The sequence below is a fragment of the Cytophagaceae bacterium ABcell3 genome (assembly GCA_030913385.1).
Lineage (GTDB): Bacteria > Bacteroidota > Bacteroidia > Cytophagales > Cytophagaceae > ABcell3.
In genome coordinates this window covers 808,915-827,446 of the sequence record CP133159.1, presented here as the reverse complement: position 1 = coordinate 827,446, position 18,532 = coordinate 808,915, and the positions used below count along the sequence as shown (strand labels likewise).

The 18,532-nt window shown below is 38.2% G+C and carries 19 protein-coding genes; 11 read left to right on the top strand and 8 right to left on the bottom strand.

Annotated elements, in window-relative coordinates; translation table 11 throughout:
• Positions 1–45: 45 nt before the first annotated feature.
• The 3 genes from RCC89_03580 to RCC89_03570 all read left to right on the top strand — a co-directional run bounded on the left by RCC89_03580 (position 46) and on the right by RCC89_03570 (position 4,139).
• Positions 46–1,824 carry an acyl-CoA dehydrogenase family protein gene (locus RCC89_03580; GenBank protein WMJ72248.1) on the top strand — a complete coding sequence of 593 codons (1,779 nt, stop codon included), beginning with the start codon at positions 46–48 and terminating at the stop codon, positions 1,822–1,824.
• Between the two features lie 499 nt (positions 1,825–2,323).
• Positions 2,324–3,679, top strand: coding sequence for an ATP-binding protein (locus RCC89_03575; protein ID WMJ72247.1), 1,356 nt, complete (start codon positions 2,324–2,326; stop codon positions 3,677–3,679).
• On the top strand, positions 3,654–4,139 hold the full coding sequence (locus tag RCC89_03570; GenBank protein WMJ72246.1) for an RloB family protein: 486 nt from the start codon (positions 3,654–3,656) through the stop codon (positions 4,137–4,139). Before RCC89_03575 ends, RCC89_03570 begins: the two co-directional genes overlap by 26 nt.
• A gap of 1,808 nt (positions 4,140–5,947) precedes the next feature.
• Here the strand turns inward: RCC89_03570 and RCC89_03565 are convergent.
• A complete protein-coding gene (locus RCC89_03565) occupies positions 5,948–6,328 on the bottom strand; it encodes a hypothetical protein (GenBank protein WMJ72245.1) in 381 nt (126 codons plus the stop codon).
• 107 nt (positions 6,329–6,435) lie between these two features.
• Here RCC89_03565 and RCC89_03560 point away from each other — a divergent pair, with 107 nt between their 5' ends.
• The 6 genes from RCC89_03560 to RCC89_03535 all read left to right on the top strand — a co-directional run bounded on the left by RCC89_03560 (position 6,436) and on the right by RCC89_03535 (position 12,463).
• Positions 6,436–6,885 carry a hypothetical protein gene (locus tag RCC89_03560; GenBank protein ID WMJ72244.1) on the top strand — a complete coding sequence of 150 codons (450 nt, stop codon included), beginning with the start codon at positions 6,436–6,438 and terminating at the stop codon, positions 6,883–6,885.
• Positions 6,886–6,966: 81 nt separating this feature from the next.
• The gene (locus RCC89_03555; GenBank protein ID WMJ72243.1) at positions 6,967–7,809 is read left to right on the top strand and encodes a tyrosine-type recombinase/integrase; all 843 of its coding nucleotides are present in this window, start codon (positions 6,967–6,969) and stop codon (positions 7,807–7,809) included.
• A gap of 160 nt (positions 7,810–7,969) precedes the next feature.
• Entirely contained in the window at positions 7,970–8,545 is a 576-nt protein-coding gene (locus tag RCC89_03550; GenBank protein ID WMJ72242.1) for a hypothetical protein, read from the top strand.
• Between the two features lie 256 nt (positions 8,546–8,801).
• Complete coding sequence (locus tag RCC89_03545; GenBank protein WMJ72241.1) at positions 8,802–9,185, top strand: hypothetical protein; 384 nt, start codon at positions 8,802–8,804, stop codon at positions 9,183–9,185.
• 1,508 nt (positions 9,186–10,693) lie between these two features.
• Complete coding sequence (locus RCC89_03540; GenBank protein ID WMJ72240.1) at positions 10,694–11,443, top strand: hypothetical protein; 750 nt, start codon at positions 10,694–10,696, stop codon at positions 11,441–11,443.
• Between the two features lie 237 nt (positions 11,444–11,680).
• On the top strand, positions 11,681–12,463 hold the full coding sequence (locus tag RCC89_03535; GenBank protein WMJ72239.1) for a helix-turn-helix transcriptional regulator: 783 nt from the start codon (positions 11,681–11,683) through the stop codon (positions 12,461–12,463).
• Here the strand turns inward: RCC89_03535 and RCC89_03530 are convergent.
• Genes RCC89_03530 through RCC89_03520 form a run of 3 tightly spaced genes read right to left on the bottom strand, consistent with a single transcriptional unit; the run spans position 12,458 to position 14,630 of the window.
• Positions 12,458–13,912 (bottom strand): IS66 family transposase, encoded by a 1,455-nt coding sequence (locus RCC89_03530; protein ID WMJ72238.1) that lies wholly within the window; start codon positions 13,910–13,912, stop codon positions 12,458–12,460. The two genes, RCC89_03535 and RCC89_03530, sit on opposite strands and share 6 nt — an antisense overlap.
• A gap of 56 nt (positions 13,913–13,968) precedes the next feature.
• Positions 13,969–14,328 (bottom strand): IS66 family insertion sequence element accessory protein TnpB, encoded by a 360-nt coding sequence (gene tnpB, locus RCC89_03525; GenBank protein WMJ72237.1) that lies wholly within the window; start codon positions 14,326–14,328, stop codon positions 13,969–13,971.
• Between the two features lie 2 nt (positions 14,329–14,330).
• Positions 14,331–14,630: a hypothetical protein gene (locus tag RCC89_03520; protein ID WMJ72236.1), complete on the bottom strand. Its 300-nt coding sequence runs from the start codon at positions 14,628–14,630 to the stop codon at positions 14,331–14,333.
• Positions 14,631–14,920: 290 nt separating this feature from the next.
• Here RCC89_03520 and RCC89_03515 point away from each other — a divergent pair, with 290 nt between their 5' ends.
• Both RCC89_03515 and RCC89_03510 read left to right on the top strand, forming a co-directional pair.
• The gene (locus RCC89_03515; GenBank protein WMJ72235.1) at positions 14,921–16,144 is read left to right on the top strand and encodes a DUF2971 domain-containing protein; all 1,224 of its coding nucleotides are present in this window, start codon (positions 14,921–14,923) and stop codon (positions 16,142–16,144) included.
• Positions 16,145–16,316: 172 nt separating this feature from the next.
• A complete protein-coding gene (locus RCC89_03510) occupies positions 16,317–17,189 on the top strand; it encodes an HD domain-containing protein (protein ID WMJ72234.1) in 873 nt (290 codons plus the stop codon).
• Between the two features lie 94 nt (positions 17,190–17,283).
• On the opposite strand, the gene RCC89_03505 is transcribed toward RCC89_03510, so the two are convergent.
• The 4 genes from RCC89_03505 to RCC89_03490 form a co-directional block, all read right to left on the bottom strand.
• Positions 17,284–17,451, bottom strand: coding sequence for a hypothetical protein (locus tag RCC89_03505; GenBank protein ID WMJ72233.1), 168 nt, complete (start codon positions 17,449–17,451; stop codon positions 17,284–17,286).
• Between the two features lie 106 nt (positions 17,452–17,557).
• Positions 17,558–17,698, bottom strand: coding sequence for a group II intron maturase-specific domain-containing protein (locus RCC89_03500; GenBank protein ID WMJ75635.1), 141 nt, complete (start codon positions 17,696–17,698; stop codon positions 17,558–17,560).
• Positions 17,673–17,996, bottom strand: coding sequence for a hypothetical protein (locus tag RCC89_03495; GenBank protein ID WMJ72232.1), 324 nt, complete (start codon positions 17,994–17,996; stop codon positions 17,673–17,675). Before RCC89_03495 ends, RCC89_03500 begins: the two co-directional genes overlap by 26 nt.
• 76 nt (positions 17,997–18,072) lie before the next feature.
• Positions 18,073–18,273, bottom strand: coding sequence for a hypothetical protein (locus RCC89_03490; GenBank protein ID WMJ72231.1), 201 nt, complete (start codon positions 18,271–18,273; stop codon positions 18,073–18,075).
• Positions 18,274–18,532: the final 259 nt, after the last annotated feature.

Below are 18,532 nucleotides of genomic sequence, written 5' to 3'. Positions count from 1 at the left end.
GAAAGGCTTATAAAGTATTTACCAATTTATTAACTGTTAAAAATTATGGCTACTACAAAGATTAATAAAGGCGGCGCATATATCATCCAGCAGACTTCGGCTGCAGATATTTTTATTCCTGAAGAATTTGATGAAGAACAAAAAATGATGGGCGATATGGCCAAAGACTTTCTGGCTACCGAAGTCCTGCCTAATCTTGACCGGATCGACGCCCAAGAAGAAGGGCTCATGGAAAAGCTTTTGGAAAAAGCTGGTGAACTGGGACTTTTGGCAACTTCTATCCCTGAGCAGTACGAAGGCTTTGGAAAGGACTTTAATACCTCACTACTGCTTACCGAAATTGTAGGTGGCGGACACTCATTTGCAGTTGCTCAAGCAGCCCATACCGGTATTGGTACACTTCCAATTGTATATTTCGGCAATGAAGAGCAAAAGAAAAAATACCTTCCAAAATTAGCATCAGGTGAACTGAAAGCTGCATACTGTCTTACAGAGCCAGGTTCCGGATCTGATGCATTAGCTGCCAAAACCAAAGCTGAACTTACAGAGGACGGCAAACACTATGTTCTTAACGGCCAAAAAATGTGGATCACCAATGGTGGTTTCGCTGATGTCTTTATAGTGTTTGCCCAAATCGATGGAGACAAGTTTACAGGCTTCATTGTAGACAAGGGAGAAGGTGTTACTTTAGGAAATGAGGAACACAAAATGGGTATCAAAGGATCGTCTACCCGCCAAGTATTCTTTAACGACTGTAAAGTACCTGTGGAAAATGTGCTTGGAGAAATTGGCAAAGGTCACTTGATTGCCTTTAACATATTGAACATAGGAAGGATAAAACTGTGTGCCGCAGCACTTGGGGGCGCCAAAAGGGCTGCAAGTCTTTCGGTTCAGTATGCCCTTGAAAGGAACCAATTTAAGCAACCAATTGCAAACTTTGGTGCCATTAAGCATAAGCTTGCCGAACAAGCCATCCAGATTTATGCTTGTGAGTCTGCTTTATACAGGGCAGGTGCAGATATTCAAAAAAAAGAAGAAGAGCTTCAGGCAGAAGGCAAGTCTTATGAACAAGCATTGTTAGGAGCTGCCCAAGATTATGCAATAGAATGTGCCATACTAAAAGTGGCCGGTTCTGAGGTGCTTGACTATGTGTCAGACGAAGGCGTCCAAATCTATGGGGGTTATGGCTTTTCGGCTGATTATCCAATGGACAGGGCTTACAGAGACTCCCGTATCAACAGGATCTTTGAAGGCACCAATGAGATTAACAGAATGTTGATTTTAGACATGCTCTTGAAAAAAGCCATGAAAGGAGAGCTTGACCTCATGTCACCAGCCATGGCTGTTCAAAAAGAACTGACAGGTATCCCTGAGTTTGGCAGTGAAGAAGAAACATTGTTTTCTGTACAAACCAAAGCCATTGAAAACTTCAAAAAAGCGTTGCTAATGACTGCCGGTGCCGCTGCGCAAAAGTATATGGACAAATTGGCACATGAACAAGAGATACTTTTGAACTTGGCAGATATTTCCATCTTAATTTATATGGCAGAGTCAGCGCTATTAAGAACAGAAAAGATCATTCTTCAAAAAGGCCAAGAAGCCGCTCAAGGACAAATAGATATTACCAAAGTATATATTAACGATGTAGCTGATAAAGTAAACTTTGCCGGTAAAAATGTAATTAACGCCATGGCAGAAGGAGACGAACAGCGCATGATGCTGATGGGGCTTAAACGCTTTACCAAAATTGCGCCATTTAATACCAAAGAAGCTAGAAGAAGAATCGCTGCCAAACTTACCGATGCGGGCAACTATTGCTTCTAAACTTTTTAGATTATACCTCATTAATTAAATTTTGAGACAAAGGTTTTCTTGTTTCAAAGCAGGGTCTTTCAGAGGCCCTGCTTTTTTCTTTTCCCATACTTATGATACCCCATAGCACTAGGGTATATTTCCAATCCACCACTTGTTGGTGTTTTCACCAACAAGCTTCCGGTATAGGATTCCCTAAAACATTTCAGTTAATAAATGTTGGACAACACCTAGGTCCTGCAGCAAAAAAACACTATTTTGTATTTATAGGCAATTAGCACCACCGGTGCGCAATAGAAAACACTTTAAGTGAAAAATGTGATATCATTTTCCTTTCGGGATTCTAAATAACATGAATTTTGCTCCCCACTTATTGGTATTTTCAGCAAGATTCAACACCAGAACTTAAACACCATGTGAAAAAACCACTTAAAGCTATATTATTTTAACAAAATTTAACATATTGAGCTTTATAAAAGAGAAACAATCGTTTTTAAAAAATCTATAGCAAATGCTTTTAAGGTTCGTAACCAATAATTTTCTGTCATTTGGGGAAGAAACAGAGTTTAACATGCTCGCAGGTTCTTATAAGACCCATAAACACCACGTTTACAATGTTGGGAAGGTCAACTTGCTTAAAGCGGCAGCTATATATGGAGCTAATGGTGCAGGAAAGTCAAATCTTGTCAAAGCAATAGAGTTTTTACAAGAAGCAATAAAAGAAGGTGGAATCTTTAAATCAATAAATGACAAAAAGTTTAAGCTCAACAAAAGCAACCTTAAAAGCAATGTTTCTTTTGAGGCTGAATTTGTTATTGATGATACAATCCTTTCCTACGGAGTCAGTTTTAATAACAACATAGTCTTTCAGGAGTGGCTTTACGAGGCAAGAGTTACAGCAGATGACAAAATGATATTCGAGCGTGAAGTATCAGACTCAGGCAAAGTGATCATTCGGGTGGCTGCAAAGTACAAAAAAACCCAAAAGCAAAAACTTTTAATAGAGTTAATGGAAGAAAGCCTTTTAAAGCCAAGCGAATTGCTTTTAGGCAAGTCCGAAGAGTTAAAAATACCCGAAATCACCACATTTAAGGAAGCAATAGAGCATTCGTTAATCGTAATTCATCCTGGCAGTAGATTTCAAGGGCTAGTCCCTAAATTGAACTCCTCAAAAAGATTTAAGCTTTTTACTAATGATCTATTAAAAGCCTTTGATACAGGCGTAACGGAATTAAGTGTAGAGGGAATATCTTTAGACAAATTTTTTGGAGATAAAGATGATGATTTAAAAAAAGAGATAATAAACGTCTTAGAAAGTGGAAAAGACTTACTGCTCAATACACAGGAAGGTGGTGTTTTGGCTGTTAAAGAGAACGGGAAATATCTAATTAAAAAAACAATTGCCCAACACACAAATACTCTAGGCGAAGTATTTAATTTTGATTTATCAGAAGAATCAGATGGCACACAAAGGTTACTTGACTTCATTCCTGCTTTTGATGGTATTTTAAATACTCAAGCTACATACGTTATAGATGAGATTGACCAAAGCTTACACCCTGCTCTATTAAAAGCTCTTTTGACAAAAATTATGTCAGATGAAAGGACTAAGGGACAGCTCATTTTCACTACGCATGAATCTAACCTGCTCGATTTAAATATTTTCAGACAAGATGAAATATGGTTTGCAGAAAAAGACACCAACACTGGTGCCAGCCAACTCTACTCCCTAAGTGACTTTAAACCAAGATACGACTTGGATATTAAAAAAGGCTATTTAAAAGGTAGGTTTGGAGCAATTCCCTTTCTTACTCCATTAGAACACCTAAATTGGAAATCTTATGAAGCGGAAGAAGAGAGGCTATAAAAGAGATATCCCCCAAGAATTAATGAGGGATTATAAGCTTTTTGCTATTGCATGTGAGGGCTACAAAAGAGAACCTGAGTACTTCAAAGTTTTTCCATATTTATCACGAAGGATTGCTGTAGATATAATTGAAGATAACAAAATAGATGATTTCTCACATAAATCAGCCCCTAAATGGGTTCTGGACAGAGCGATTAAGTATATAGAGAAAGAGGGGCTTACTGATGAAGACGACCTATATTTCGTAATGGATGTTGACCGATGGAGTAATCAACAAATCAGAGAAATATCGAACTATTGTGAGCAATTTCCTAATTGGCACGTAGTTTTAAGCAACCCATGCTTTGAGGTATGGCTATATTTACACAAAAAAGCTAACTTCCCGAACCATAATACTGCTTCATGTGCCACTTTGAAGAAAGAATTTCTTCAATGTATCCAGGGGGATATCACCCGTTAAGGTTTATTCCTTTTGTCTTAGATGCGATAAGCAATGCAAGAAAAATTGATTTTAATCAGAACCATTATTTCCCCGGCACAATGCAATCAAAGGTATATCTTTTAGCAGAAGCTATTATTGAAGTTGTTGGGATAAATAGCTTCAACAATTTTCTCGAAAAAACACTTCCCAAATTAATTGAGATGAATAGCAAAAAGAAAAAGAAGTAGCTTTTTTATTAAGAATGAAATCAGCAAGTTGATTACAACCTGGTCAACGATTATAGCGTATCTTCGACCTAAGATATTGAAATCTTATAGCTTGTATTAAATTTTCGGGCATTACTTCTGGTTTTCCCCACTTGTTGGTGTTTTCACCAACCAGCTTCCGGCATAAGGCTACTTCAAACATTTCAGTTAATAAATGACGGGCAACATCTAGGGTCTACAGCAAAAAAACGCATCTTGTATTTATAGGAAATTAGCACCAACGGTGCGAAATATAAAACAATGGGTAACAACCCATTGTGCTAGACCACAACCTGCCTAAAGCCCCAAAGGGGCGCAATAGGAAACACTTTAATAGGTGAAAAATTGATACTATTTCCCTTTTCGGGCTTCTAAATAACATCACCCTCCCCACTTGTTGGTGTTTTCACCAACATGCTTCCGACATAGGAGTATACCCAGCATTTCCGTTAATAAATGACGGGCAACATCTAGGGTCTACAGCAAAAAAACGCATCTTGTATTTATAGGCAATTAGCACCAACGGTGCGAAATATAAAACAATGGGTAACAGCCCATTGTGCTAGACAACAACCTACCTAAAGCACCGAAGGGGCGCAATAGGAAACACTTTAATAGGTGAAAAAGTGATACTATTTCCCTTTTCGGAATTCTAAATAACATCACCCTCCCCACTTGTTGGTGTTTTCACCAACATGCTTCCGACATAGGAGTACCCCCAGCATTTCAATTTATAAATGACGGGCAACATCTAGGGTCTACAGCAAAAAAACGCATCTTGTATTTATAGGAAATTAGCACCAACGGTGCGAAATATAAAACAATGGGTAACAACCCATTGTGCTAGACCACAACCTGCCTAAAGCCCCAAAGGGGCGCAATAGGAAACACTTTAATAGGTGAAAAATTGATACTATTTCCCTTTTCGGGCTTCTAACCAACCTCACCCCCCCACTTGTTGGTGTTTTCACCAACAAGCTTCCGACATAGGAGTATACCCAGCATTTCCGTTAATAAATGACGGGCAACATCTAGGGTCTACAGCAAAAAAACGCATCTTGTATTTATAGGCAATTAGCACCAACGGTGCGAAATATAAAACAATGGGTAACAGCCCATTGTGCTAGACAACAACCTACCTAAAGCACCGAAGGGGCGCAATAGGAAACACTTTAATAGGTGAAAAAGTGATACCATTTCCCTTTTCGGGATTCTAAACAACATCGCCCTCCTGAGGAACTTGTTTGACTCTAGCAGTAAAGAAGGATTAAGCTGGTTGGCCTCGGTAAAGGCTGAAGTTAATTTTTCTGCTACTTTTTACCTCAGTAGTAAAAGAGCTTTTTCCTCCTCCCATGACATGAAAAGATTCCTAAAGGAATAACAGGAGAATAGTTGTCATGCTGAGGCACGAAGCATCTGTTTGCTTATGGGCGAATGCGGTCAGTCTGAGCCCTATCTAAAGGTAAGAGGTGTTGTCTGGCAGTACCTTCGCTACACCAGGGTGCCAGGAAGAAAGTCCCGATTCAGACAATACAAGGTTCCCTTAGAAACCTTTGTAAAGCTTTTTTGCCTAGCCATTTTTTATACCGGTGTCCAGTTGTTCATGTAGTTTTGGCGGTTGATGATTACAGCCTTTTCTTTGCCCTCAAGGAGCATATAAGCATATTCATAGCAGCAGTAGTAGATGTTTCCTGAAGAGGTTTTGTAAATATTAGTAAAAAAGCCGAAGTCAAAGTCATATTCTTTCAAATGCTGGATTCGTACAGTAGTTTTTCCAATAGGGTTTAATTTTTTGAGGATCGTTCTGTTTCTTCTCAGTACTTGGTTGGTCTCAACTATGGTTTTTTCGTGGTTGCGTCTTTCGCTGTTGTGGTATGATGCCCTGCACTGATCTGTACAAAACTTTTTATCAAGTCTCCCTGTAAATTTTTGATTACACTGCAGACAAACTTTATCTTCCATATTATTATACGTATAGATACGAATACAAACGTATATATACGGATAATAACACGGATAATCAAGTAAAAGTCCTGATATTCATGTTTTAATCAAATAATAAGAAGATTATGTTTACCAGGACTACGATTAAACAAAACAAGGTTATTCTAAATGGGCATCCGTACTATACTTACCACTTTAAAAGAGATGCTAAACTTTTTAAAGAAATCCTTTCTTTAGACGGCATAGCCTATAATCATGATTTAAAGTGCCTTATTTCTCCTGCAGATGAGCTTTACCCGGACTCTATAGAACTTAATTTTGGAAATAGAATAGTTTTAGATAGGGTGTATTTGAAAAAAGAGGCTGTTAGCAAAGCAAATCAACATGATGGCTCTTGTATCAGAGACGAATACTTTGAGATTCCCACCATTCGACCTTTTTTTAAAGCGACTGTAAGAAAAGCTGAAATTGAGGGGCAGCTTATGTATATGTTAACCTCAGACAGAATTATGGAGTTAAAGAAGTACTTAAAAAACATTGATTTTGTTAAGTATCATCGGAAGATGAGTGCATAATATATGCTTGCGGACGAAAAACTACTTTACCGCCTGCTAAGGTGTGTGCAAGGAACGGTTTATTTTTTCATACACCAAAATATGTCCATACAAAGTCTAATACTTAAAGAGCAACTTTGGACTCAATCGTACAAAGATCGAATACATATTCCTGAGGATTATCTTAAAACATTGAAGGCCAATAATTATAGCGATAAAACCATTAGTTCTTACTATAATAACTTTTACAGGTTTTGTTTTTACTGGCAAAATAAAAGCAAAAAAGTCGACGATCTACACTTTGAAGAAATAAACAGCTATGTATTAGCTTGTAGTACAGCTAGGAAGTATGGAACATCTAGTATTCATGTGATGATTAACGCCATCAATTTTTATTATAGAGAAGTTCTGAAAAGAACAGATGTATGTTTGGCCGTAACAAGTCCACAAAAAGAAAAAAGATTACCGAAAACATTTTCTAAAGAAGAGATACAGAGGATTTTTTCTAAGTGTAAGAATATAAAACATCTTTGTATGCTTACACTGGTATATGCTTCCGGTTTGCGGGCAGGTGAGTTGCTAAACTTAAAAATCTGTGACATAAATAAAGAACAAGGGTATCTGATGATAGAAAAGGGCAAAGGGGCAAAAGATCGTATTACTTTACTTTCTAAACAAAACCTGGACCTGCTTAGAGCTTACTATAAAGCCTACAAACCATCACACTATCTTTTTGAAGGGCAGTTCGGAGGGCAATATTCAAAAAAGAGCCTACAATCGGTCTTTAAAAACGCCTGCCTGGACGCAGGACTTCCTCAAGATGCTACCTTGCATTGGTTGAGACACTCATTTGCCACCCATCTGTTAGAAAATGGAACAGATATAAGGTACATTCAGGAATTATTGGGCCACAACAGTAGTAAAGTGAGATATACACCCACGTAAGTATAAGGTACATTAAAGGTATAAAAAGCCCGGCAGATGATTTGAATTTATCGAACTTAAAGCATATATTGAAGACTAAAAGGAAACCAAAAGGGAAATAGGCGCAATAACATGCGCCTATCCGCAAGTTAGGCGTCAGCTTATAAAAGGTACAACAAATATGGTATCATTAATTCATTTAATAATTACACTTTTCAAGATTACCATCCTTGCAATTATATATGCAACCTTAACTCTTTTGATATTTAAATTGATTGCCAAATTTCAACCAAACAGCTGGTTCGATAGAATTACAAGGAAGAAATTTAAATTTTGGTTTATAAGTGGTTTCATTATTTCTGGAGGACTTTTTTGGTTCATGTTTTCGCACTTTGGAAAGCACGGATTTGGGGACAGTGCAAGAATTCCAATAGGCCACTTTAGGAGCATTCAAGAAATAGATGGGATTCAAGCTTATATTCAAGATGTAGAGAACGGAGTTTATGCTTTGGATATTAATAAATTTTATATTACGGACGACTTTGTTTACGGAATTACTGGAAGCCATTATGAAAATTATAATGGTGGATACTTCCTCTATGACTTGGATAAAAATAAAGTGAGAACATTTGAGCTAATAGATGATTATAAAAACGAACTAATTAAAATCGGACTTGAACCAAATGTTGAGTATAAAGAATTTAATTATTACTACAAGCAATATTGGAATGGATGGCGATTTTGGTTACTTCCATAAGTAAAATGGTGAAATTATAAGAGCCGAACGCCTAACAATAGGTTGTAGCCAGTGCAGGGTGTAGTGGAATAGTCGAGTGTGAAGCTTTAAAACTCGCACTTTTTTATTGTTTTTATAAGGCGTGCTGGCTTTTGTGTAGGAGGATAGTAATGCTCATTCAAGTCCTGCACCGTCTACAACCATAACCGTTAGCGGCAAGGCATGAGTAAACTGGACTTTAACCAATTGAAAACATCAAATTTTTACCACATATAATATGAGTATTAGAGGCCAACTTCTTTCAGTATCAAATGACATTATTCCTTCATTGGGATTAACATTTCAGAATCATTTAAATGACTGGTTAGTTATAGAATTTACTGAGCAGTACCCTGAACCAAATGAAAATTTAATTCGCATTGAAACATTTACACCAACAATTGAAATAAGAGGACAGCAATTCAATATTTGGAGTGAAAGATTTCAAACTCTGGCTGAAGAAAACTTACCGAGAAAATATTCTGTTTCTCTAAATTTAGCACATCAATTTTGTTTCAACTCATTTTGCAATTACTTCGAAATTCTAGCATTAGGACTTTTTGATGATGAAGCCCAAAGAAAATTTGACGAATTTTTGTTTTTTTTTAAAAGCTCAACTTAATCATACAAACGAGTTATTTACCAGCGATTACAAACGTTATTGGAGAGAGTTTCTTTTGCGTATTCATGGTGTATTTACTAGTCAAGAAGCCACTCGATTTACGGTATTATTTCAGCCTACACAAAAGACTAGTATAATAGAAAACTTAAATCAAGCATTGACTTTGACTCCTCCAAGAACAATAAACTAAAAAAAAATATACCCCAGCCGCTAACATTATATAAAAAAGAGCAGCGGGTTCAGCGGTAGCGGAGCCTTCAGTTCTTTTCGCTTCCTGCGGTTTCGGGGGATACTTTACTGCTCTTAAAACCGCTGCCCGTTTTTTATACTAAACGTTGGGGGCTATAGATTACGAATCTCAACCATATCTGCTATAAAACCATGTTCCAATAACGGGGGCAAGTTGGTAAGCTGTCGCAGGATAAAATACGATTCCTTTACTAACTTATAGTTACGGCGCCGGAACGGATTTTCTTCCGTCGCGGCAAAACGCAGCTGCTCATTAATATGATACTGCACCGCCAATAGGAAAGCTGTTAAAAGTTAAAAAATAAAGAGATATCTTTTTAACAGGCGAATGGCTTAAACCTAATACCTTTTCTTCGTTTAACTGCCTGCCCCGAACGGGTTCTTGTTTGTAAAGATAAGAGGTTGAACAAGAGTAACTAAACAGAACCGCAAAAGCTGTGATTCGAAGATGCTCATGCCGTCAGGTATTAACCAACCGGAAAGAAAGCTGTTAAAACACCGGTAGCCACCAGCTGAAGAGCTTTATCAATATACTACAGCCCCCAACAATAGCTATAAGAGACCGCAGGTAATCGTTGATATTTCTCTGTTATTCGTTATATTTAAGCTTTACAAGGCTTCAAGGGTTGGCGCACATAAACTGCGGCCTCTCATAGCCTGACGTTGGGGGCTATAGATTACGAATCTCAACCATATCTGCTATAAAACCATGTTCCAATAACGGGGGCAAGTTGGTAAGCTGTCGCAGGATAAAATACGATTCCTTTACTAACTTATAGTTACGGCGCCGGAACGGATTTTCTTCCGTCGCGGCAAAACGCAGCTGCTCATTAATATGATACTGCACCGCCAATAGGAAAGCTGTTAAAAGTTAAAAAATAAAGAGATATCTTTTTAACAGGCGAATGGCTTAAACCTAATACCTTTTCTTCGTTTAACTGCCTGCCCCGAACGGGTTCTTGTTTGTAAAGATAAGAGGTTGAACAAGAGTAACTAAACAGAACCGCAAAAGCTGTGATTCGAAGATGCTCATGCCGTCAGGTATTAACCAACCGGAAAGAAAGCTGTTAAAACACCGGTAGCCACCAGCTGAAGAGCTTTATCAATATACTACAGCCCCCAACAATAGCTATAAGAGACCGCAGGTAATCGTTGATATTTCTCTGTTATTCGTTATATTTAAGCTTTACAAGGCTTCAAGGGTTGGCGCACATAAACTGCGGCCTCTCATAGCCTGACGTTAGCAGCAAGTTAATAAAATGAAAGAAGGTAAGAACATATATGAGCATGTTGCTGATTTAATGAAGGAAAACCAACAAAAAGCTTTCTTAGGTAATCCACTTTCCGAAGCTTTTTTTCAATTAAATCACTCAACAAATACAAAAAACATTGGTAGGAATTTTCCTCAAACGAGTTACATTAATTTAGATTTTGCGCACCAATTAGAATTTCATTTTCTACCCTCTAATTCTTTAATTTTTGAAAGGATTGAAATTTATAAAACATCAAAATTAACAGATTTAATCAGTACGGCTGCTTTTTCCGCACATGCGTACATTTTAAGTAAAAATGCGGTAAATGTTTTTCAAAAATTTGATTTAGGACAACATAAAATCTATCCAGCTACAGTTTATCATAAAGATATTCCACATGAATATGGTGTTCTACATTTTGTAACAGATTTACAAGACAACTTAGACTTTGCACATTCTAGTTTCTATGTTTCTAATATATTAGGCGGTTTTGAATTTGATATTGACATTGCAAATAAAGAGGATTTTGAAATAAAGCAGAATTTAGTAAAAAATGGAGAGTACCCGAATACTAAAAAATGGTGGAGTGTAGGATTAAAATGGGGGATATGGAAGGGTGAAGCACGTTTTCCGGACATATTTAAAATTTCAAATAGTGACTGCAACCCTTACATTACGAATAAACTTGGACAGGCCATTTTTGATAATAAATTAACTGGTTTTGAAATAAAAGGAGTATTTAATTTAGAAAAATAATAAAACCTGCTGCTAACAATGCATATAGCAGACCAGCAGGTTCTGTGGTTTCCGAAACTTTACAGCTTTATCTATCTTCAGTTTCGGTGGATAGTTTAGTGCTTTAAAACCTGCTGGCCATGCCATATGCTCACGTTGGTGGCTATTTGAAACTCCAACTCTTCAAAAAAGTGAAAAAAAAGAACATATTTGGAATGAGATAAGGCTTTTTTACAAATTAGCTGAAAATTAATAATTATGATTCTATCCAAATTAAAACAGCTAAGAAAAGAAAATGGTTTTACGCAAAAAGCTATAGCTGAACGTCTTCATATGGCTCGTTCAACTTACACTAAGTTAGAACAAGGTAAAACACAGATGACTATTGAAATTGTTAAGAGGATTTCCTGTGCTTATAATATTCCTATTAAAGATATTATTTCAGAAGAGTCTGACGGCGAGAATGATAAACAAAAGGAAGACCTTACTATGATGCTGTTTCAAATGGACTATCAACTGACAGAAAATCTTGTTAGGACAGTTCCATATGATGAATTAAGTGATTTGCAAATTAAAAAATTAAAGGAAAAAGGCTTGTATGAACGAGAAGTATATGAAAGTACTCCATTAGGTGGACGTGTTTACAAGTTCAGTCCTGATTGGATTTTTGATTTTATGATAAGAAAATGTGGGTTAGAGGTTCTTTTTAAGCATAATTTAATAAATAGTGAGTTATGGCAAAATAAATGGAGAAATTATCAAAAGCAGATTCCAAATTACAATGAAATAGCAATTGATGAAACAGATTATTGTGTTTCTTATACGTTTTGCCTGAATATGCCAGGAGGAACAGAAAGGTGGTTTGAATTCGCAGATAGGGATTTTCCATTAGTAAATGGTCACCATTGTGAATGGAAGGCATTAGAACGTTTGGTTGATAAATTCGGAGCACTAACGGGTGACATTATGTGCTACAGTTTTATCGGCTATCACACATTAAGAGAAAGTAAGCCTTCGGGCAAGTGCATGTTGATTTTATAATTTTACCCACTTCCCGGGTAGCAGTTCTTCCAGCCTGTTTACCGGGTGATTGTCTATTCTTTCCAGAACATCTTTCATCCATTCCAATGGGTTTACACCGTTGATTTTGCAGCTTGCCACAAGCGAGTATATTTGGGCGGCTCTCTGGGCAGCATCATGTGAACCGGCAAACAGATAATTTTTCCTTCCTATGGCTACTGGCCTTATTGAGTTTTCCACCAGATTGTTATCTATCTCCAGCTTGCCATCCTCAAGATATATGGAGAGCCTTTCCCATCTGCTCAAGGAGTATTCGAGCGCCTTTCCAATAGGACTCCTAGGGGCAATATTAGGGTACAGGTTTTTCATCCATTCTTCCAGGTCGTCCAATGTTGTTTTTGCATCAAGCCTTGATTCCTTTCTTTCTTCAAAAGACATCCCGGCCTCCCTTGCTTTACGCTCAATATCATATAACTTCTGAAATTCTTTCAAGGCATGTTCTGCATTTTCTTTGTCATTGTCCAATGCTTTCTCAAACATCCTTCTGGCATGTGCCATACAATGGAACAATGTTATGCCCTTGATGTTGGCAAACATATCATATACGTTATACCCGTCACATTGCAGGTATCCCTGAAAACCCTTCAGTATATCTGATGGCCCTTCGCTCCCGCGCCCGGGACGATAGTCGAACAGCACCTGTTTCCCGACAGGGTCATAATATACCCAGTAATACCCCCGGTGGATTTTACTTTTTTTATCCTTGTCGAGAACTTTTATGGGTGTCTCGTCTGCCATCAGGTAACCGGCTTGCAGTGTCCTCTTTTTATGCAGTTCGTATAAGATTTTAAGCTTGTTTACCCCTTGTTTTACCCAGTCTGACATTGTGGAAGAAGGAAAATTAAGGCCTTCTCTCTTAAATATCTGTATCTGGCGGTATAAAGGAAGGTGGTCAACATACTTGCTGACAACAAGGAAAGCGACAAGGCTTGCTCCGGCTATCCCTTTCTCTATCGCCCTGTATGGCAATTCTCCAATGGCAACACCCTCCCCTTCAGGTTTTGCGTATTTCGGGCGTACAATTTTGCGCACATGAAACTTTCCGGTGGTATATTCAAGAACCTCTGTCACCTCTTCCCCAATTTTTTTCATGCCTGAGGTATCTTCTTCAGGCTCAACAACCTCTTCCACCCTTGGTACATGTGCCGGTATAGGGAGGCGGCCCGGGTGCTTGCGGGCTGTTTCTTTTTTGACACGCTTAAACCTGACGACCTCCTCTTTTTCAGGGGCAGTTGCCTGCTCTTCACCAAGTCCCAGGTTTAACTGTTCCGGTGCGGACGAAGGCACAAAACGCTCGCTTTTGGTGCCATATATGAGGCGCTTCAGCTCTTTGAGCTCAAACTTCAAAAGTGCGATCTCGGACATCGCCTCCTCATATTTTTCTTTATAGTCTATACCTTCGGCAAGCATGTTGCAAAGATAAATAATATACCTATGTAGGTGGTATTAGGAAAAAAAGAATAAGTTTAAAGATTTCCAGGACTTTTATATCTTTTGCGGTGCCTGACCGACTCAAGGGAAATCCCTTGTAAGACCAGTTGCAATACCGAGGCGGATATTTCAGATTTGGTCACATTTTTGCAATGGACAGGTATTTCATAAGTCCCTCTTTCAAGGCGTTTGTGATACATACTGAAACCGTCGCCTTCCCATAAAAGGAGCTTGACATGGTTTCGGTTTCGGTTCAGGAAAATAAAAATGTCCCCGTTCATGGGGTTTTCGTTAAGTTTGCTCCTTACAATACCTGATAGGCTGTCAAACCCTTTCCGCATGTCGGTTTTGCCCGAATAGAGAAAGTACCTGCACTGGTGAGACAATGAAAGCATGGCTAGCTGACTAATTGTTTAACAAATGATGGATCTGCCATGCCGTGGAATATGACCTTGGCACCGGAAGGAAAGACAACTTCCATGTTGCCGGCCGCAGGGTTAATTTCATCAGGGCTGCTTACTTTCAGAGGGACAAATCCGGTACCGGGCTCCTCTGTTCTATATTTGCCGCACCAATAGATGAATTTTTGATAATTGATGTTCTGCCGAAGGCTAAATTCTTTTTTACTGATACCGCTTTGTTGCCAGAGCTGATAAAGCTCACGCATCTGGTCAGATACTTTTGTGTTTGTTGCCATTATTTTGCTGTTATAGTTTGTAATGCAAACTTATGGCGTTATTTTTTGGGAATAAAGATGTACTTGGCCGTAGGTATACAAGAGAAATATAATAAAGTAAACAGCCACCAACAATGCATATAGCAGACCAGCAGGTTCAGTAGAAGCCGATACTTCAGGGTTTTAATCTATCTTCTGTTGCGGTGGATAGTTTACTGCTTTAAAATCTGCTGGCCATGCCATATGCTCACGTTGGTGGCAAGTTTACGGACGACCCACACCGACAAAACAAACTATAAAAATGACTGCTAATGCAAACAGAAATGAATAATATTCAAACATACTTTAATAATTACAACGAAAAGATAACAGACTCTAATGCTCAACAAGCTGTAGATGATTTTTTGAATAATTATTCTACTTGGAAGAATGTCGTTGGTTATATGGTAGGTGGTAAAGATGGAGAAAGAGAATATGGAAATGTTCTTGTCATTTTTTCAGCTGCTCTTGCCGATATAAATCCTATCACAGAAGGTACTATTGACACTTTAATTAAAGAGATAGAAGAATATGTAAGCAAAGTGCAGTATATGTTCGAGATAAAATTAGCTCTTTATGGTAATCTTGGATTATGTTGGCACAAATTGGGGCAGTTGTACAATAATATGGCTATCGATGCATTCAAAAAATACATATACTATCAATTAACCCTTTCTAATCATACAAGTTACAGCAGTTTGACTTGCTATTCATTTCGTAATTGTTCTAAATTTCTTTTCCAATCATTAATTAATGATACATTAAATCTTTCTTCACCCACAACTTTCAACGATATTTTTGATTGTCCTATAATCGAATTAATGAATAACGAGGATGAGGTTTCAAAATTTATAAGAGAAGCATATTTAAGTGGTGTAAAGGTGGCGTGTTTTGTAAAAAACGAAAAACTACCATATCCCAATGAAAATGGAGACGATTTGATAAGAGATGACAAAAAGAATGAAAGAGATGAAGAGGAATATCTTAATGAATTAATGTGGTCTCATTATGCCGATTCACATAATGGGATTTGTATAAAATATAATTTTCCTAGTCATGTAACAACCACAGGCAATGATAATAAAAACTATGTGGCTTACTTCAAAGATGTCGAGTACACTTCAGATTTGAAAAAATATTCCCAACAAAATTCTATAAACACGAAGGATGCGTTTTTTGTAAAAGGAGAAGCTTGGAAGTATGAAAATGAACTGCGACTTTTATATTACAATCCGACAAACCGTGATTCTCACATTTCTTTGCCAATATCAAATTGCATCGAAGCCGTCTATTTTAGCGTAAAATGTTCTGACAAAGACAAGCAAACAATAAAAAGCATACTGAAAGACAGAAAATGCATAACTTATAAACACCAATGGACAGGTGAAAAAACGGAAGAGATTAGAGAAGAAAAAGACATTGAATTCTTTCAGATGAAAATTGATGACAAAATATTTGGCACAATAAAAGCTGACAAGATTCTTGAAAATCATTGAGACTATATTGCGGACATAAAACCAGCCACCAACAGGCGTTTGGCAAAAAAGCGGGTTCAGTGTTTAAATGAAGCTTTGTACTTCGTATCAAGTTCAGTGCTGGCAGACAGTTTAGTGCTTCGAAATCCGCTTCTTCGCCAAGCGCCAAAACGTTCCATGCAAGCTAAAGAAAATGAAGTATACCGATAAACTATATGGAAAATGTGAACTTTCAGGAGTTATTGAAGAACTTATTTCAACGGGTGTTTTCCAGAGACTCAGGAAAATTCATCAAGGAGGGGCTCTATTTTTAGTTAATAATAAAATAAATCACACAAGATTTGAGCATTCCGTAGGAGTAATGCTTCTAATTAAAAGGTTAGGAGGGAATATCGAAGAACAAATTGCAGGATTACTTCATGATATTTCACATACAGCTTTTTCTCATCTGATTGACTATGTTTTAGAAATTGAAGAAGAAGATTTTCATGAGAGAAGGTATGAAGAGGTTTTACAAAATCGGGAACTGTTTTTAATTCTTGAAAAGTATGGATTTACAATGAATCAATTCTCAAAAATTGAGCAATACCATATCTTAGAGTATCCATTGCCATATTTATCCGCAGATAGGATCGATTATACCTTGAGAGACTTATTTCAGATTGGTAAAATATCAACAAATGAAATTGATTGGTTTTTGGATGGACTGATAACTCATGAAAATAGAGTTGTGCTTAAATCTGAAGAATATGGAAAATGGTTTCAGTCAAAGTATAATTATCTAAATACCGCATATTTTGGAGGAGAAGAGAGTAAGCTGATCAATACAGTAATGAAGCAAATTATTAAAAACTGCCTAAGAGAGGGAACAATTGAGATAAGCGATTTTTATGAAGATGATTTTTATTTGATTGAAAAAATTGAAAAGATCATGAACTTGAAGAAGCATATCGGGGAATTAACTCTTAAAGGATTAGGTAATAACGATATTAAGACTAAATCAAGAATAGTAAATCCTGAAGTTCTTGTAAATAACAAAGTAACAAGGTTATCGGAAATAAAATAGCCAGCATGGAATCGAGTAGACGGCTCTGCCAGCTAGAAAACTGGCAGAGTGCGCCTCTCACACCACCGTACGTACGGGTCTCGTATACGGCGGTTCACTGAATCTGGGGACGGTATTTCAGGTAATAATCTAACATTGACTCGTAGCCTCTTCTTCTGAGCTTTGACAAGGTAATAGTGGTTTTAAGAATAGGACTTTGAGCTACAGCCCAGCCTCCCATTCTACCCTCCCTGCAGGCTGGCTCGTCACTAAAAATCTCCACAGGAGATTTTCTTCACGTTCCGCCCTTCCAGGCATATGCCATCCCTTGTTCAACTCCCAGTCTGATAAGGTTCTTTCGTTTTCTCTCCGGCTTTTTCTCCCGATAGTTATCGGGACCATATGCAGTATCTCAGCCGGTTTCTCAACCATTCATCAAGAGCTTTCAGTTTTCCGTGAATACTTGCCAACCGGTAGTTGTTCACCCAACCTTTCCACACTTCTTTAAGCTTTCGTAACCGGTTTCCCAGACTGCACGGGCTGGTCTTTTTGGTGAGCCATTTGAGTTCGCGTTTCAGGTTTCCCCAACTTTCTTTCTTTACTACAAGCTCCTCCCCCTGCAGGCTGGCTCCTCGCTAAAAACTTCCACAGGAAGTTTTCTTCACGCTCAGCCCTATATTTCAGTGCTTTGCAGACTGCCTGATGCAGGTTCTTCTTTGGCCGGAAACCATAGCTGGACTCTTCAAAATCCAGTTCGAATTTTGCAGCCAGCTGACGTCCTACGGCTTGTTGCAGCCACCGGTCTGTTACTGTCGGGACTCCAAGCATTCTGGTTTTCCCTTTACCTTTGGGTATCCTTCCCTGCAGGCTGGCTCTTCGCTAAAACTTTCCTCAGGAAAGTTTCTTAACGCTCAACCCTCCCTTTGACAGGTTTGGGTATATACGTCCTGTTCAGTATAGAGCTGGCAATGGCGGTGCGGTTCTCGTCAGCGAAAGCTTTCAGGTCCTTTACCGTCATGTTGTCTATACCTGCTGCCCCTTTATTGCTGATTACTCTCTGCAATGCTCTGGTCAGGTTTTTAGGATGTAATACTTTTTCTATCATAATTTCCTTTGTCTGTTTAAGGACAGGCTATCCGCCATGGCGCATTCCTGACCGAATTCAGATACGATTCAGCGTTCGTCCTTCATCACTTTTATGAGACCTCCGGCTTTATCCTTCCGGTGCCGGCTCGTGTTCCGGTGACTACTACGATCCCGATAGCTATCGGGACTGACTTCTCACTGGCTATCACGTAGCCTGCCCTGCCCTGCAAGCTGGCTCTTCGCTAAAAACTTCCACTGGAAGTTTTCTTAACGCTCAG

Coding starts and splice junctions, on each gene's coding strand:
- RCC89_03580 (WMJ72248.1), top strand. CDS start 46: ATGGCTACTACAAAGATTAATAAAGGCGGCGCATATATCATCCAGCAG.
- RCC89_03575 (WMJ72247.1), top strand. CDS start 2,324: ATGCTTTTAAGGTTCGTAACCAATAATTTTCTGTCATTTGGGGAAGAA.
- RCC89_03570 (WMJ72246.1), top strand. CDS start 3,654: ATGAAGCGGAAGAAGAGAGGCTATAAAAGAGATATCCCCCAAGAATTA.
- RCC89_03565 (WMJ72245.1), bottom strand. CDS start 6,328: ATGGAAGATAAAGTTTGTCTGCAGTGTAATCAAAAATTTACAGGGAGA.
- RCC89_03560 (WMJ72244.1), top strand. CDS start 6,436: ATGTTTACCAGGACTACGATTAAACAAAACAAGGTTATTCTAAATGGG.
- RCC89_03555 (WMJ72243.1), top strand. CDS start 6,967: ATGTCCATACAAAGTCTAATACTTAAAGAGCAACTTTGGACTCAATCG.
- RCC89_03550 (WMJ72242.1), top strand. CDS start 7,970: ATGGTATCATTAATTCATTTAATAATTACACTTTTCAAGATTACCATC.
- RCC89_03545 (WMJ72241.1), top strand. CDS start 8,802: ATGAGTATTAGAGGCCAACTTCTTTCAGTATCAAATGACATTATTCCT.
- RCC89_03540 (WMJ72240.1), top strand. CDS start 10,694: ATGAAAGAAGGTAAGAACATATATGAGCATGTTGCTGATTTAATGAAG.
- RCC89_03535 (WMJ72239.1), top strand. CDS start 11,681: ATGATTCTATCCAAATTAAAACAGCTAAGAAAAGAAAATGGTTTTACG.
- RCC89_03530 (WMJ72238.1), bottom strand. CDS start 13,912: ATGCTTGCCGAAGGTATAGACTATAAAGAAAAATATGAGGAGGCGATG.
- tnpB (WMJ72237.1), bottom strand. CDS start 14,328: ATGCTTTCATTGTCTCACCAGTGCAGGTACTTTCTCTATTCGGGCAAA.
- RCC89_03520 (WMJ72236.1), bottom strand. CDS start 14,630: ATGGCAACAAACACAAAAGTATCTGACCAGATGCGTGAGCTTTATCAG.
- RCC89_03515 (WMJ72235.1), top strand. CDS start 14,921: ATGCAAACAGAAATGAATAATATTCAAACATACTTTAATAATTACAAC.
- RCC89_03510 (WMJ72234.1), top strand. CDS start 16,317: ATGAAGTATACCGATAAACTATATGGAAAATGTGAACTTTCAGGAGTT.
- RCC89_03495 (WMJ72232.1), bottom strand. CDS start 17,996: ATGCTTGGAGTCCCGACAGTAACAGACCGGTGGCTGCAACAAGCCGTA.
- RCC89_03490 (WMJ72231.1), bottom strand. CDS start 18,273: ATGATAGAAAAAGTATTACATCCTAAAAACCTGACCAGAGCATTGCAG.